The organism is Shewanella sp. Isolate8, assembly GCF_022398495.1.
Taxonomy (GTDB): Bacteria; Pseudomonadota; Gammaproteobacteria; order Enterobacterales; family Shewanellaceae; genus Shewanella; species Shewanella aquimarina.
The window spans coordinates 1,647,647-1,663,786 of record NZ_JAKEVI010000001.1 but is presented as its reverse complement, the minus strand read 5'-3'; the positions used below and the strand labels follow the sequence as shown (position 1 = coordinate 1,663,786).

13 protein-coding genes and 1 tRNA gene are annotated in these 16,140 nt (G+C 52.0%); 3 read left to right on the top strand and 11 right to left on the bottom strand.

Translation table 11 applies throughout. From position 1 onward, the window contains the following. The first annotated feature begins 94 nt into the window (after positions 1-94). Positions 95-904 (top strand): transporter substrate-binding domain-containing protein, encoded by an 810-nt coding sequence (locus L1D43_RS07325; protein WP_239850506.1) that lies wholly within the window; start codon positions 95-97, stop codon positions 902-904. Positions 905-1,127: 223 nt separating this feature from the next. Here the strand turns inward: L1D43_RS07325 and L1D43_RS07320 are convergent, their stop codons facing one another. Further along, positions 1,128-2,006 carry an endonuclease/exonuclease/phosphatase family protein gene (locus tag L1D43_RS07320; RefSeq protein ID WP_239850505.1) on the bottom strand — a complete coding sequence of 293 codons (879 nt, stop codon included), beginning with the start codon at positions 2,004-2,006 and terminating at the stop codon, positions 1,128-1,130. A 163-nt stretch (positions 2,007-2,169) separates the two neighbouring features. Here L1D43_RS07320 and cls point away from each other — a divergent pair, with 163 nt between their 5' ends. Then, the gene (gene cls, locus L1D43_RS07315) at positions 2,170-3,639 is read left to right on the top strand and encodes a cardiolipin synthase (protein ID WP_239850504.1); all 1,470 of its coding nucleotides are present in this window, start codon (positions 2,170-2,172) and stop codon (positions 3,637-3,639) included. A 288-nt stretch (positions 3,640-3,927) separates the two neighbouring features. On the opposite strand, the gene L1D43_RS07310 is transcribed toward cls, so the two are convergent. The 9 genes from L1D43_RS07310 to astE all read right to left on the bottom strand — a co-directional run bounded on the left by L1D43_RS07310 (position 3,928) and on the right by astE (position 13,554). Beyond that, positions 3,928-4,272, bottom strand: coding sequence for a zinc ribbon domain-containing protein YjdM (locus L1D43_RS07310; protein ID WP_011865729.1), 345 nt, complete (start codon positions 4,270-4,272; stop codon positions 3,928-3,930). Positions 4,273-4,434: 162 nt separating this feature from the next. Then, positions 4,435-4,626, bottom strand: a complete 192-nt coding sequence (locus tag L1D43_RS07305; protein ID WP_033540539.1) for a ribbon-helix-helix domain-containing protein — start codon at positions 4,624-4,626, stop codon at positions 4,435-4,437. 259 nt (positions 4,627-4,885) lie between these two features. Next, positions 4,886-4,973, bottom strand: a tRNA-Ser gene (locus tag L1D43_RS07300). A 135-nt stretch (positions 4,974-5,108) separates the two neighbouring features. Next, the gene (locus tag L1D43_RS07295; protein ID WP_239850503.1) at positions 5,109-7,097 is read right to left on the bottom strand and encodes a methyl-accepting chemotaxis protein; all 1,989 of its coding nucleotides are present in this window, start codon (positions 7,095-7,097) and stop codon (positions 5,109-5,111) included. A 310-nt stretch (positions 7,098-7,407) separates the two neighbouring features. Continuing rightward, complete coding sequence (nadA, locus tag L1D43_RS07290; RefSeq protein ID WP_239850502.1) at positions 7,408-8,475, bottom strand: quinolinate synthase NadA; 1,068 nt, start codon at positions 8,473-8,475, stop codon at positions 7,408-7,410. Between the two features lie 118 nt (positions 8,476-8,593). Then, positions 8,594-10,156 carry a dihydrolipoyllysine-residue acetyltransferase gene (locus L1D43_RS07285; protein ID WP_239850501.1) on the bottom strand — a complete coding sequence of 521 codons (1,563 nt, stop codon included), beginning with the start codon at positions 10,154-10,156 and terminating at the stop codon, positions 8,594-8,596. Positions 10,157-10,167: 11 nt separating this feature from the next. Beyond that, positions 10,168-11,145 carry a transketolase C-terminal domain-containing protein gene (locus L1D43_RS07280; protein WP_239850500.1) on the bottom strand — a complete coding sequence of 326 codons (978 nt, stop codon included), beginning with the start codon at positions 11,143-11,145 and terminating at the stop codon, positions 10,168-10,170. A gap of 3 nt (positions 11,146-11,148) precedes the next feature. Then, the gene (locus tag L1D43_RS07275; RefSeq protein ID WP_239850499.1) at positions 11,149-12,327 is read right to left on the bottom strand and encodes a thiamine pyrophosphate-dependent dehydrogenase E1 component subunit alpha; all 1,179 of its coding nucleotides are present in this window, start codon (positions 12,325-12,327) and stop codon (positions 11,149-11,151) included. Positions 12,328-12,510: 183 nt separating this feature from the next. Beyond that, complete coding sequence (gene astE, locus L1D43_RS07270; RefSeq protein ID WP_239851086.1) at positions 12,511-13,554, bottom strand: succinylglutamate desuccinylase; 1,044 nt, start codon at positions 13,552-13,554, stop codon at positions 12,511-12,513. 292 nt (positions 13,555-13,846) lie between these two features. On the opposite strand from astE, the gene msrA reads away from it, so the two are divergent. Then, positions 13,847-14,326: a peptide-methionine (S)-S-oxide reductase MsrA gene (gene msrA / locus L1D43_RS07265; RefSeq protein ID WP_239850498.1), complete on the top strand. Its 480-nt coding sequence runs from the start codon at positions 13,847-13,849 to the stop codon at positions 14,324-14,326. Between the two features lie 144 nt (positions 14,327-14,470). On the opposite strand, the gene pgm is transcribed toward msrA, so the two are convergent. Then, entirely contained in the window at positions 14,471-16,126 is a 1,656-nt protein-coding gene (gene pgm / locus L1D43_RS07260; protein WP_239850497.1) for a phosphoglucomutase (alpha-D-glucose-1,6-bisphosphate-dependent), read from the bottom strand. Positions 16,127-16,140: the final 14 nt, after the last annotated feature.

The following is a 16,140-nucleotide window of genomic DNA, read 5'->3' as shown; positions in this document are numbered from 1 at the left end:
CCCCCATTCCAACATAAGCTGTACATGGCATAAGCGTTTTTGACAGAGGGCCGGTGGACACTACACTGAGTTTAGAGGCCTAACGAGGTTCGCCATGGTTAACAAAGCCCAGTCCAAACGCTCTTTTCATCATCAAGCAAAGCTGAAAATATTTTGCTCGAGCCTGATTGTAATAGGCACTATTCTCTCTATTGCCTTTTATAGCAACGCCAAGAGCGATCAAAATAATTCATCACAAAAGAGCAAGCCTAAGCTGGTCACCATAACCACTCAGCATTGGGCGCCTTATCATAGCCAGGAAAGAGACGCACAGGGCGTTGCCCATGAGAGCGGCTACGGGCTAACGGCTCTCGATTGTGTCATGGCAAAAATGGGACAACCCTATAGGGTGATCTTCCTTCCCTGGGGCCGGGCACAAAATAGCGTCAAACAGGGAAAATATGACGCCTTCTTCTCCGCCTCACGCAACGAATGGCGCGATCAATTCGCCGTACTGAGTAATACCTTCATTCAGCAGGAATGGAACTTTTACTACCACAAGAATTATCGGATTCCGGCGAGTATGAATGAGCAAAAATCCAATACAGTATTTGGCGCGCGTATCCATTCCAATAGCGCCCATTGGCTGGCCAAGAATAAGTTTAAGCGGGTGAAAACGTTTCCGACGATCACCGAACTGGTTAAGTTGCTGGACGCCAAGCGTATAGATGGCGTGATGGAAAATGCCCTGCTATTTGAAGCCCAGGTGCGCCAGTCGCAACTGTCACTGGACGCCTTTGTGAAAAGGCCCAATATGCGCATCGACCTTGGCGTCTATTTTGGCAAGACTTTCTTGGCCAAGCATCCAGGCTTCCTCGAGCGCTTCAATCGCCATACGCAGGCGTGTCGCTTCGACTACCAGTAATACTCAAATGTTTGTTCAAATACTCATTTAGAAATTTATGTAAGCACCTATCTAAACACTTACCTAAAACGCTTATTTAAAAACTGCTACGCATACAAGCTTACCGAGCCTTGCCATAGAAGCTTTAGCGTTACCCATGGTCGTTCTGATAAGTAAAACCTAACCCAATTATCGAGTGTGATCAGAGCAAGGGCTATTAGGGTTAGTCTTTTTGGGAACAGCGCTAATGGGCGCCAGGCTTTAATTTAAATTCGGCCCAGATGGGATTGTGATCCGACGCGCCACTGGTGAAGGACTCGGCCATCATCAGGTTTAGGCCTCGATAATAGAGATGATCCAGCGGCAAGCCGAATACCCGATGGCGCTTGTCCTCCTCATACACGGCTTCCTTCAGCCTGAGTTGATGTGCCAGTTGCTCAATATAGGCCATACGCTGTCCACGCCAGGTATTAAAGTCGCCCCCTAATATCACGGGACCTTGATGCAGATTGATCTTCTGAACGATCTGCTGCCACTGGGCACGATAGCTCTTTAACTGCCAGTCAAAGTTGATCCCATGGAGGTTGACTACTAAGAGGGTCTGGCCGTTGGATAAGGGGTAGCGTGAGATAAGAGTCGATTTAGCGAAACGGATCCAAGGCTCTACGGCATGGTAGGCACAGGCATCGCGCGCCTGCTCTGTAGCGAGATTCATCACACCTACCGGGGATTTGAGTAGGGAAAAGGCCTTGGCCATCACCAGATGCAGGCTAGAACCGTCGAGGTATTGATGGAATCCAGCGTTTAACTTGGCTTCCTGCAACAGCATCAGCTCACTGCGTCTGGCCAGCTCGGTCAGATCCTGCTGCCAGCCCTTCTTTTGCTGCTTATAGATGTTCCAGACCCCCACCCTGAGTCGCCCTTCACTATCGAGCACCCGGCTACTCGGAGCGGTAACACATTGAGAGACAAATACAGGCTCAATCTCACTCATCATCACCTCAGGCTCGCCGTTAAGATAGGTCGCCACAGCCACATAGACAGCCGCAGATAGGAGTAATAATAGTAATGATTTTAACCACAGGCGCGACAATCGCGTCGACTTGGCTGGCTTTTGACTCACAGGGTTACTCTAATCATGGATATTAACTGCCTTAAGGAGACAGTTAAAAATAGTGCTTTGGTACCAGCAGCTTAGCCTATATGATAGCGATCACGCTATAGTTAGCTTCATCGTCATTATCGAATCATACTCAGCGAGTGCGATCTAGGCTCATACTGACATTATGGAAAATGTACATCAAATTCTCGCCATCGCAGGCGTATTCATCTATTGGCTGCTACTCGGCGCCATCGCGCTGCGCCTGGTGGTTAAACGCCGCACCATAGGAGTCTCCTTCTCTTGGATACTGGTGATCTACTTTCTTCCCCTGGTGGGGATTATCGCCTACATTCTCTTTGGCGAATTGCACCTAGGGCAAACCCGAGCCAGTCGCTCCAAGGCAATGTTTAAGCCCTATGGTCAATGGTTCGCCGCGCTGTATCAACACCCTCAGCACACGCCAGAGCGTCAAAGCGATCACGCCAGAGCCATAAGCCAGCTATGCGATACTCAGCTGGGTATCCCCTCTCTGAGCGGCAATCATCTGTGTTTGCAGCATACGCCCTCAGGCATACTCAACTCTATTACCCAAGATATCGACGCGGCGCGTGAGAGTGTCGTCATGGCGTTTTACATCTGGCATCCAGGAGGCTTGGCCGATGACGTTGCCAGAGCGGTAATAAATGCCTCCGAGCGCGGCGTTGCGGTGAAGATCCTGCTAGACGCCGCCGGTAGTCGCACCTTTTTTAACTCTCCGTGGCCAACACAGATGCGCGCCGCTGGCGTAGAGATCTCCCAGGCGCTGAGTGTCAGCCCCTTAAGGATGTTTTTTAGACGGCTGGATCTACGCCTGCATCGCAAGATAGTCGTTATCGATAATCAAATCGCCTATACAGGCTCGATGAACCTGGTGGATCCCAAATACTTTAAGCAGAGCGAAGGCGTCGGCCAATGGATAGATGTCATGGTGCGCTTAATCGGCCCGGCCGTGCCCTTACTAAACACAGTTGCCGCATGGGACTGGGAAGTGGAAACCAGCGAACGATGCTTACCCGAGCCGCCAGGCCTTCCTCAAGCGCCCACAGAGGACGACTCCCTAGTACAGGACTCTCTGGTACAGGTGATCCCCTCTGGGCCGGGCATGCCCGAAGAGGTGATCCACCAAGTGTTGCTGCAGAGCCTCTACCAGGCTTGTCGTAAGATAGTGATCACCACGCCCTATTTTGTCCCCAGCGAAAACCTGCTGGATGCACTGATCACGGCGGCCGCGCGCGGCGTCGATGTTAACATCATCATTCCACAGAAAAACGATTCCACTATGGTCAAGTGGGCCAGTCGCTCCTTCTTTGCGGAGCTGCTTAAGGCTGGCGTCAAGATCCACAGATTTAGGGGAGGTCTGCTGCATACTAAATCTGTGCTGATCGACGATGAGCATTGCCTTATCGGCACGGTCAACATGGACATGCGCAGCCTATGGCTCAACTTCGAACTTACCCTGGCGGTGGACGATAAGGTTTTTGCCGAGTCCTTAAGGGCGCTGCAGCAGGGCTATATCGACAACGCCGAGCAACTCGAATACAAGCGTTGGCAGCGCAGGCCTTTGTACCAGAGGGTGATAGAACACCTCTTCTATCTCTTTAGCCCCTTACTCTAATGCGCTAAAGAAAGCTGGAATGAACCATTCGAGGCAAGAAACAGAGGTGGCAAGCGGTAAGCCATGAGGACTCTAAAGGCCGCGTGGTCATAGAAAAATAACTCATACACAAAACGGCTCTTGCATACACAAAACGGCTCTTGCAAAGACCTTCTCTTACACAAAACGAATTAGCACGAGAGACAAAAAAGACCTGCCAGAGGCAGGTCTTTTATTAACGCATAGGTCCAAGCCTGAGACTGGGACTAAGACTAAGACTAAGACTAAGACTAAGAGAAAGTCTAATCCTTAGCTCTGCTTCTTCACGAACTTAGATTTCAGCATCATCTGACCATGGCCATCAACCTTACAGTCGATATCGTGGTCGGCATCGACAAAACGGTTGATTACCGCCTTGGTGCCCACTTTAAGGGTCAGTGAAGTGCCCTTCACCTTTAGATCTTTAATCAGGGTAACCTTGTCACCCTCTTCTAGCAGGTTACCTACCGCATCCTTAAGGATGATCGCATCGGGATCGACCGCTACTTCGTTAGGATTCCATTCATGAGCACATTCTGGACAGATCAACAATGAGCCATCTTCATAGGCATAAGGTGACTCACATTTTGGGCATGGTGGAATTGTATCGCTCATAACTCTTTCTCTTTCATTAAAAGGTAAGGATCAGTCTGGGTATCGGGTCGCTCACTCGCCACCTGTACGCTTAGCACTGCTCACAATGATAATCGCATTATAATAAAATTATCATATCCAGGCCAGCTAAGAATCGGCTAAACCGATTCGCCACTCCCTTAGCTAGACTTTAACCTTAGGATTCTTGGTTGGTTCGGCCTGACCATAGCTCACGCCATGTTGTTCCAAATAGCCACGGATCAGCTGTCTCACCACCTGAGATGGAGTAAGATCCTGTGAAGCACAAAGTTGTTCAAACGCCTGTTTCTTACTGGGGTCGAGTAACACGGTGAAACGTGCCGTCTTATTTTCCATGGGCTAGTCCTCGCACTAAAAACATTATCATTTGATTATAATCTTTATCCCCTTGTCTGCCTATAGCCAGGCGCATCCCTTTCTTAAGGCCTTAATCGGAGCGTTCACATCATGCGACGGGTACTACAATCTGCTTACACAGCCTTTAATAGCTTGTTCGACTGCCTGGTTTTAACTGCAGGAAAATGAGGTAGATAGAGAACAGAGGTTTAAGACAGGCATAAAAAAAGACGCCCTGAGGCGTCTTTCTTAGTGAATTTGGCGGTGAGTGAGAGATTCGAACTCTCGATACGTTGCCGTATACACACTTTCCAGGCGTGCTCCTTCAGCCACTCGGACAACTCACCGAAGCGTTGTGCAATCTCCAATAGGAATCACATCAACGGAGCGGTACTTTACGCAAATCACTAAACAGGGTCAAGCTAAAAAACTGTCTGCTCAGGCATTTGCGTAATAGATCGCCAATTCGCTGCATATCCACCCTATTTGAACTTGCTCACCAGCTCAGACATGGCGCTCACGTCATTAAGCAACGACTCATTCAACTCACTGAGTCGATCGGAAACCTCATGGGTATTGCGGTAGATGTCGCTGATCTTCATGGCGTTTTGGTTTACCTCTTCGGACACCGCCGATTGCTCATGGGTCGCCGCCGCGATCTGCTCGTTCATGCTGTCTATCACGCTTACCTCACTAACGATGCGCACCAGTTCCTCACCGGCACGCTTGGACTCGACTACACTGATCTCCGCCTTGCTGCGTCCACTCTCCATCGCCTTAACCGCAATCTTAGCCCCCCGCTCTAGCCGCTCTGTCATGCTGCGAATATCTTCGGTGGAGGTTTGTGCCCTTTGCGCCAGGCTACGTACCTCGTCGGCGACCACGGCAAATCCACGTCCCATCTCGCCAGCACGGGCAGCCTCGATAGCGGCATTGAGGGCCAGCAAATTCGTCTGCTCGGCGATACCACTGATCACCCCAAGCACATCGACGATCCCTTTGATATCTTCGTCTAGGTTATTGATCGCCTGCGCCGCATCGGCAATCTCCTGTGCCAGCTCGTTGATCGATTCTGCTGTGCGCCCTACCTCTTTACTGCCCTCCTGGGCTTCCTTGTTCGCCTGCGCCGAGGCTTCTGAGGCCTGTACCGCGTTTTGCGCTATCTCTTGCACCGTTGCGCTCATCTCTGTCATCGCCGAGGCAACCTGATCCACTTCACTATGGCCAAGTGCGACATCTTCACGCATGGTACGCGCGCAGCCCTCCATCTCCTGGGAGGCGGTGAGCAGTCCCTGAGTATTAGTTCTCACCATGCTGATCACCTTCTCGAAGTCGGCCATCATATGATTAAAGGCCGAGCCGAGTTGACCTATCTCATCTTCACCCGAAAGCTCGACTCGTACACTGAGGTCATAATGTTTCTGGGACTCTGTCACCTTGTGATACAGGTGTCTGAGGGAGCCATGCAGATAGCGGCCAATAAACACCGACAGGAAGATCACCATGACACCCGAAACCAACATCAAGGCGATAACACTCACCATCAGCGACTTGGCGTTGGCAAGCGCACCGCGGGTGTCACTCAAAAGTTGTTGAGACAATTGGCGTTCAAACTGTCGCAGGGCATTAATGCGGGCGGTAGACTTGGCAAACCAATCTGTGGAGCTCTGAGCGCTCAACGCCGCGGGATCCTGGCTCATCGCCTTGTCGCGCAGTGCCGTCACCGACATGAAGGCTGGTGATGACGCGACTTGTCCATAGTCCGCACTCACCTTGTCGCTGGCCAAGGCTAAGAAGCGCTCCTGATAGGTGTTCTGCTCCGAGACCAAATTGACAAACTTGAGGAACATGCCGGGTTTGAAGACACTGTTACCGAAGGTTGAGCTGAGCACCGCCCGCTCGATACCGGCACGCTCCTTCATCTGCAAAAAGGCGGCAAAGCTGGCCGAAGCGACCGCGATCTGACGGCTAGCCCCTTGTTGACTGGTCTGATCCACGATCGCCAAGAGTAACCCATTGAGTTTGGTGTAATAGGCTACCTCTTCGGGCACAGAAATGGTTAAACTATCTACCTTGCGGCGCATATCGCTGAGCTGGTTAATCATTTGATTCACCTGGCTCATCTGCTGAGCAAATGACTTAGGTAGCTCATGACTACTTATAAAGGCTTTGAAGTTATTGAGCTGCTCATCACTCAGCTGTCGCTGCTTTGGCAATTTATCGCCAAAGTTCTTGCCCTTAGAGCCCAGAAATCCGGCGCTCATGCCCCGCTCTTTTTGCAGTTCATGAACAAAATCGCTGTTCACGACCGCCAACTCGGACAGGGTCTCGACCTGACTCAGGCCTTGATGCAGCTGATATTGACCATAGACCACAAACAGACCAAAGAAGGTTGCCCCCAAAATGGGCGGCACTATCACCAGCAAAAGTTTGTTTCTTATATTGAGATCACTGATCCATTGCATATTCATCTTGCGTTATCCCTAACCACGGCGGGTTGATAGAGTGGCATTGCGTCACTTTACAGATCCGGCACAGACAAAAGCCTTATCCATTACCGTATTAACACTAGCATAAAAATCTGACGTTAAAATAAAAGTCATCTAAAAACATGCACTAAAGGCACAAATAAGATGACACTTATCATTTTTTACCATGCCTTAAACGGCCTCACAATGCCCATAAAGTCTAGTATGGTTAGCCAGTCACCAACCAATAGGCAGCAAAAAAGCGCCTTAAATGCGCTTTTTTGACAATCAAAGGCGCCCTTAAGCTAACAGCCTAAGCGTTACCTTTCACCTGCATGTTCAGTGTCTTGGCAAAATCCAGCATGCGATCCAGTGGCACCAGAGCCCTGTCTCTGAGGGACTCATCGACGAAGATCTCATGTTGTTCTGAGCCATCGTTAACCAGTGCGGCCTCAATGGCCTTAAGGCCATTCATCGCCATCCAAGGACAGTGGGCACAGCTACGACAGGTCGCGCCGTTACCGCCTGTGGGGGCTTCGATCAGGGTCTTATTGGGTGCTGCCTGCTGCATCTTGTAGAAGATCCCTTTGTCGGTTGCCACGATAAAGGTGTCGTTATCTAGAGTTTGCGCCGCCTTAATGAGCTGGCTGGTCGAACCAACGGCATCGGCCATCTCGACTACGCTGGCCGGCGATTCGGGATGAACCAACACAGCCGCATTGGGATACTGCTCTTTTAACTGAAGTAGCGCCTTTGCCTTAAACTCATCATGAACGATACACTCGCCCTGCCACATCAGCATATCGGCGCCGGTCTGCTTGGCGATATAGCTCCCCAGGTGACGGTCCGGTCCCCAGATGATCTTCTTATCCTGACTGTCGAGATGCTCGACGATCTCCAGGGCGATGCTCGAGGTCACTACCCAGTCGGCGCGCGCCTTAACGGCGGCCGAGGTGTTGGCATATACCACGACGGTATGATCTGGATGGGCATCACAGAAGGCGCTAAAGGTGTCGATAGGACAGCCTACGTCTAGCGAACAGGTGGCATCCAGCGTCGGCATCAATACGGTTTTTTCCGGGCTTAAGATCTTAGAGGTCTCGCCCATAAACTTAACGCCGGCCACGATCAAGGTCTTGGCAGGATGATCACGACCAAAACGGGCCATCTCCAGTGAATCTGAAACACAGCCGCCGGTCTCTTCGGCCAGCGCCTGGATCTCAGGGTCTGTGTAGTAGTGGGCCACCAAGACAGCCTCTTTCTCCTTTAATAGCTGCTTGATGCGCGCCTTATAGGCCTGCTTCTCGCTATCACTTAGGGGAACCGGCTTTGCTGGAAACGGATACTGAATATTTTCGATGCTTGGTGCTACTTGACTCATGCTCAAACCAAAGAGTGGGACTAATTAGCGGCATTATACTTAATCTCACGCCAAAGATTAACTGCGGCGAAAAAAAAGAGCGCCAAAAGGCGCCCTTCTTAGATACATAATGCATAAATTAGTGCATTGCCAGCAACATCTCTTGTGGCGACTCGAGATACTGCTTCCACAGGTTACAGAAGCGCGCGATGGTACCGCCGTCTATCACCCTGTGATCGCCAGACCAGCTAACCTGCATGATCTTACGCGCCTCGACCTCACCCTTATCGTTGAAGCGTGGTAGCGTCTGCAACTTACCTAGGGCGACGATGGCTACCTCTGGCTTGTTGATGATAGGCGTCGCAACCGTACCACCCAAGGAGCCAATATTAGAGATGGAGATGCTGCCGCCCTTCAGATCGCTCGGGCTAACACGGCCGCTACGGGCGTCTTTGGTCAGGCGAGTGATCTCGGCCGCAACCTCAAGGATAGATTTTTGCTGTACATCCTTCACGTTGGGTACCAATAGACCGACTTTCGAGTCTACCGCCATGCCTATGTTGTGTGATGCCAGGAAGGTCTGCTCGCTGCAATCCTCGTTCACGCGGCTGTTGATGCCGGGGAACTGAGTCAGCGCCAGAGACATCGCCTTCATGAAAAATGGCATCATGGTCAGCTTAAGATCATCACTTGAATAACGCGCCTTCATCGACTCGCGCAGTGCGACCAGCTCTGTCAAATCCAGCTCTTCACAGTAGGTGAAATGCGGAATGGTCGAGACAGATTCTGTCATCATCTTAGCCATTACCGCCTTGACGCCGCGGATTGGCTCGACGCGATCGCCGGCTGATGGTGCCACAGCAGCCACAGTCTGTTCGCTCTGATCCTGCACTTTAGCCGCCTTGGCCTTCACGGCTTCACCGCTACGGAAGCGCTCGACATCTTCCTTATAAACACGGCCATGTTTGCCAGAGCCAGGCACTAGGCTGAGATCGATATCATAGCTGCGCGCCAAACGACGCACAGCAGGACTCGCCAACGCCTTACCGTTACCGGCCGGGGCGTGCAGCTCAACATCTTGGCTCTCACTAGCAGCAGTTACCGTATCGGCAACAGGCGCAGCTAAAGTCCCCTCTTCGCCCTCTACCTCGATAGAGAAAAGCGGCGTGTGCACCTGAGCCAGTTGGCCTTTACGGTAATGCAGCTTAACCACCTTACCGCTCTTGATGGCCGGGATCTGCACCAAGGCCTTGTCGGTCATCACATCGGCGATAGGCTGGTCTTCGACCACCATGTCGCCTTCCTGTACCAACCACTCAACCAGTTCGCACTCGACAATCCCTTCACCGATATCCGGCAGCAAAAACTCTTCGACGCGTTTACCGCCGGTCGCTTGCTGTGAATCAGATTGAACGGCTTGTGTATCAACTGCCGGATCGGCCGCGACTTCATCTGCAACTTCACCGTCAATTTCCACCGAGTAGAGTGGCTCGTGAACGATGGCTATGTCGCCCTTCTTGTAATGAAGTTTTTTGATGACGCCGCCGTGCACGGCCGGGATCTGCACCAGTGCCTTGTCAGTCATCACATCGGCAATGGGTTGATCTTCTGTGACGGTATCGCCTTCGGCAACCAACCACTCGACCAGCTCACATTCCACCACGCCCTCACCGATATCGGGCAAAATAAAATCTTTAATCATGCCTGGGGCTCCTAGTATTTCATCGATGCTTTGATCGCTTCAAAGGTCTTGAGCGCATCAGGCATATATTCTTTCTCGTGGATCAGTGGATATGGGGTATCCAAACCACACACTCGGCTAATTGGCGATTCTAGATAGAGGAAACATTCCTGCTGAATGGTTGCGGCTATCTCGCCGGCAAAACCACCCGTCAGTGGAGCCTCGTGGTTGATGACCAAACGACCTGTCTTCTTGACCGAGGCCGCGACCGTATCGACGTCCCAAGGCGCCAGGGTACGCAGATCGATCACCTCACAAGAGATCCCCTTCTTGGCCGCCATCTTAGCCGCCTCTTCGATGATCTCCATCTGAGCGCCCCAGGCCAGCACGGTAATGTCTGTGCCTTGCTGAACCACCTCGGCCTTGCCTAGCTCGATCTCATAGGCTTCATCTGGCACCTCGCCCACGCTGGCGCGGTAGAGACGCTTAGGCTCGAAGAAGACCACAGGGTTCTTGTCGCGAATCGAGGCAAGTAACAGGCCCTTTGCCTGATAGGCGTTACGAGGAACCACTACCTTCAGACCAGGCGTCTGCGTGAAATAGGCCTCGGGCGACTGCGAGTGGTAGTGACCACCGGCGATGCCGCCGCCATAAGGAGTACGATAGGTAATACCGCCTACTTCAAACTCGTTACCACTGCGGTATCTGAACTTGGCTGACTCGTTCACTATCTGATCGAACGCCGGGAAGATATAGTCGGCAAACTGGATCTCGGCAATGGCCGTCATGCCATTTGATGCCAGACCATTGGCAAAACCCGCAATCCCCTGTTCGGTCAGCGGCGTGTTGAAACAACGGTCGCGACCAAACTTATCCTGCAGGCCAGAGGTGGCGCGAAATACCCCACCAAAATGTCCCACGTCTTCGCCGAAGATCACCGCCTTGTCGTCGGTTTCCATCGCAATGGTCAAGGCATCGTTGATGGCTTGTAACATATTAATCTTGGCCACGATTTAATCTCTCCCTGCGCTGCGTGGATAGGAATCAGGATATTTCTTGATGTGCTGCTTAAGCTCGGTCAGTTGCTGCTTGAGTCTCGGCGTCGGTTCGTCGAAGACATCTTCGATGATCTCGTCGATCTTAGGTGCCGGTAGCTTCTCGGCGACCTTCACCGCAGCCAATACCTCTTCACGGTACTTCTCATACAGGGCCGCATCATCGTTTTCGGCGAGCCATCCCTTATTGATCAGCCACAGCTTAAAACGCTTAACCGGGTCGTGCTGCTGCCACTTGGCCTCTTCGTCTTTAGAACGGTAACCAGATGGGTCGTCTGAAGAGGAGTGAGCGCCGAGACGATAGGTCATGGCTTCAATCAGCACAGGCTTGTTGTGCTCAAGCGCATAGGCTCTCGCCTGCTGCGTAGCCGCCATCACGGCTAACATATCGTTACCATCCACGCGAATGGTGTGCATGCCATAGCCCACACCACGACTGGCGATGCCGTTACCGGCAAATTGCTCGTTGGTCGGGGTTGAGATGGCGTAGCCATTGTTACGACAGAAGAAGATGGTTGGCGAGTTCAGCACCGCCGCCATGTTCAGGCCAGCGTGGAAATCGCCTTCAGAGGCGGCGCCTTCACCGAAATAGCAGATGGCAACGTTACGTTTACCCTGCATCTTAAGGCTATAGCCGACACCTGTGGCCTGTGGGATCTGCGTGGCCAGTGGCGATGAGATGGTCTGGTAATTCAGCGCCTCACAGCCATAGTGGATCGGCATCTGACGGCCTTTACCCAGATCTTTCTCGTTACTGAACATCTGATTCATGAATTGCTCAGTGGTGAAGCCACGATAGCGGATCGCCGCGTGCTCACGGTACTGAGCTAGAATCACATCGTCTTGGTCCAGGGCGGCGACACTGCCGACGACGGCGGCTTCTTCACCGGTACAGGTCATGTAGAAGCTGATCCGTCCCTGACGCTGAGCGGCTAACATGCGCTCGTCGAGTACTCGTGTGAACACACAAGTATCATAAATTTTGGCAGCCAAATCCTGATCGATCACGGGTAACACAGCATTTTCAAAGGTGGTACCGTCGGCTTGAAGGATCTTCAGGATCGGGATCGATAATGAATCCTTATCGAGAAAACTGACGCGATGGACAGTCTCTGTATTGCTCGTTGCGTTGCTCATACTATTCTCTTATCAGCTGAGTTTTCTTGTTATCTGACTGCGAACATCCTAAATTGTTCACTATTCTCTATTATGACGCGGCCTTAAAGTTACGTTAACGTAAACTACCTAGCAAGCTATCGCGAGGCGCGGCCGACAACTAGCTGTCCCCGCCCATGTATCGCTAGCTTTACAAGCCGGATACTAGACCACGCGATAATCTTTGGCAGGCACTAAACACAGCACAGTACGCTGCCCAACCGGCACATTGGCGTTGGGAAATACGATAGACTCAGATTCGGCCTCGACCTTTATCTCAGTCCCGCCATCCTTAGCCAATATATAACCCTTTGGAAACGCGGTGAAATTCTCTACGTCATCGGCAAAGGTAAAGCTAAAGTCGTCAAACTGCTTGTTGATGGAACGATTTACCTGATACAGATTCACCTGACTCGGGTCAAACTCACCGAGCTCGAGATCGCGGCCGCTTACCAGACGAGTCAGCATCTCCTTGACCGCGATAAAGCGAGTCATATCGTTCTGCCCCATAGGCATCACCTTGCCCAGCTCTATGGTAAAGGCGTGTGCCTGATAACCGTGGGCCGAGAAGTAACTAAAGGTGGTCGTAGGTTCGTGGTGGAACAGCACTGTCTTGATGCCGCAGGCAGCCAGGAACATGATCTGCTCACCGCTATAGGGCTCGCCATGAGGATAAGGATAGATGGCAAACTTCTCATGCTTGGAGGCGCGAATCGCGGTATGCAGGTCGTAATGGAAGCGATCGCCCCCTTGAGGCGCGGCGTTAAAGAAGCGATCCACATACTGCTCCAGCTTCTGGGCACGTAGACGCTCGGCGTTGATCAGGCCTTCGCCTCGTGAGTGGGCACCGCTAAACAGACGATTGAGGTTTTCCTCGACGAAACGGGTGCCATTGAGGATGGCCGGCGGGTTACCGATTAAAAACAGCACGCGATGAGCCGCAATAAGGGTCTCGGACAACAGCGCAGTGATCAGCTGATTGCATAACTCGATGGGCGCCGTCTCGTTACCGTGTACCGCTGAGGAGAGCACTATGCTCTTGGCTTGGGCATCTGTCTTAGACAAAGGCTCAAAGGCGATCACGCCGGTATCCCACACGGAAACCTGAGTGTGCTGCCCTAGGTTAAATTCGAACGGCGCCGCAAGGCTAACAGGATTGTCTAAGGTCAATTGCAAAAAATCTTTCGACAACATCAGGGTGTCTTGCACAGAAAACTCCTTCATTCCATCGCCAAACCGGCGCACTTGCCTAGGCAAGCTTGCGGGGCGACTCCTTGGATTTATTAGCATTATTATCAATTGGCCAGCATAGTATCATTTAAGCGAACCCACGGCCACGCGGGCCAGTCAATCGACGCATAATTTCTCTATTGCATTCGTTAATCAGATAATACAAAATAAAGCCATCTGGACGTCTAAACATCCAAGTAGCGTTTGGCAAACCGGAACAATTAATAACAAGAGATAAACATTGATAGGCTCAATCGATACGAGGTCAACCATGGCATTAGCAACATTTGGCGCAGGCTGTTTCTGGGGTGTAGAGTATTTTTTCAAGCAGATAGACGGTGTGACCTCTGCCACCTGCGGCTATATGGGCGGCGATGACAAGGCGACCACTTATAAAGAGGTTAAAACTGGCACAACCGGGCACGCAGAGGTGGTACAGGTCGAGTATGACAAGTCTAAGGTGAGTTTCGAAGATCTGCTGGCGGTGTTCTGGAGCAACCACAACCCGACTATGCTCAACATGCAGGGGGGGGATATCGGCAGTCAGTATCGCAGCGCCATCTTCTTCCACGATAAGCAGCAAAAAGCCGAGGCAGAGGCATCGAAATTGGCCCTTGCCCGCAGCGGTAAGTGGGGAATAAGACCCATAGTGACCGAAATAGTCCCAGTGCTGACCTTCCATAAGGCCGAAGAGTATCATCAAAACTATCTGGAAAAGAACAACTTGCCTAGCTGTCACCTCACCTACTAGCGCTTGGTTATTCCAAGCAGCTCGATGCAAGTTACGCCCACAAAAAAAGCCAGTGATTCACTGGCTTTTTTATTTTGCCTAAGTATTAAGCTGCTATGGAGTAACCGACTAAGGTTTAGACCAGAGCGAGTTGGCCGACTTCGATTAAGCCAACAGCCGCTCTATCATCTGCTGGGCCTGTTCGAGCACTTGCTCGAGATGCGCCTGGCTAACAAAACTCTCGCCATAGAGCTTAAATAGCGCCTCGGTCCCCGATGGCCGCGCCGCAAACCAGGCATTTTCGGTAACCACCTTAATGCCGCCGATAGCCGCACCATTGCCCGGTGCATGGGTGAGCACCTCTAGGATGGTATCCCCCGCCATGGTTTCGCAGCCAAGATCGCTGACATTAAGCGGCTCGCTCACCAGCTGGTTAAACTTAGCCTTACGTTTAGGGTTGACCGGCGAGTCGATGCGCTTGTAGAAACTCTCGCCGTGACGCTCGACCATCTCGGCATAGAGCTTGGCCGGCGTCTTGCCGGTAACCGCCAGTATCTCTGCCGCCAGCAGCGCCAGGATAAAACCATCTTTATCGGTACACCAACTGCCACCATCACGACGTAGGAAGGCGGCGCCAGCACTCTCTTCACCGCCGAAGGCGAAGCTGGCATCGGCCAGGCCATCGACGAACCATTTAAAGCCTACCGGTACCTCACAAAGACTGCGCGACTGCTCACGGCATACCTTGTCTATCATGGCGCTGGAGACCAGTGTCTTGCCTATCTTAAGATCGGCTGACCACTGCGGGCGATAGGACAGCAGATATTCGATGGCAACCGCCAGGTAATGGTTTGGGTTCATCAGGCCTGTGTCCGGACAGACGATGCCGTGCCTGTCGTAATCGGGATCGTTGCCGACACAGATATCGAAGGCATCCTGGTGCGCCAGCAGACCCGCCATGGCATAGGGGGATGAACAGTCCATACGGATCTTGCCATCCTTATCCAGCGGCATAAAACTAAAGGCGGGATCGATACGATCGTTTACTAATGTGATATCCAGCCCGTATTGCTCGGCAATCTTGGCCCAATAGTGGATCCCTGAACCACCTAGGGGATCGACTCCGATGCGAATGCCAGCCTGCTTAATGGCCCGCATGTCGATCACCTGCTCTAGATCGACGACATACTCAGCCATCAGATCCCGCTCGACGATCAGCCCTGTTTTCAGTGCAACCGAGTAATTGAGGCGTTTCACCCCTTCGAGCTGCTTGGCCAGATAATCGTTTGCACGCTGCTCGACCCAGGCCGTAATGCCGCCTTCGGCGGGGCCACCATGGGGCGGATTGTATTTGATGCCACCATCTTGGGGTGGATTATGCGATGGCGTGATGATAAGGCCGTCGGTAAGCGATGCGCCCTGGCCGCGATTAGCGGCGATGATGGCATGTGACACCACTGGAGTCGGCGTATATTCATCATTCTTGGCGACAATCACCTGAACGCCATTGGCGGTTAACACCTCAAGCGCCGTGACATAGGCCGCCTGAGACAGTGCATGGGTATCTATGCCCACTATCATGGGGCCTTTTACCCCCGCCTCAATGCGGTGATCCACTACGGCCTGAACGATAGCCAGGATATGTTTCTCGTTGAAACTCTTACTGAAGGCACAGCCTCTGTGACCCGAGGTGCCGAAGGTAACCTTCTGCGCATCATTGGTCACATCCGGTGAGAGCCGATAATAATGGCTCATCAGTTTAGGAATATTAACCAAGTCCCTTTGTTGTGCAGCTAAACCTGCTCGCTCGTGTAGCGCCAAAATTTACTCCTAAG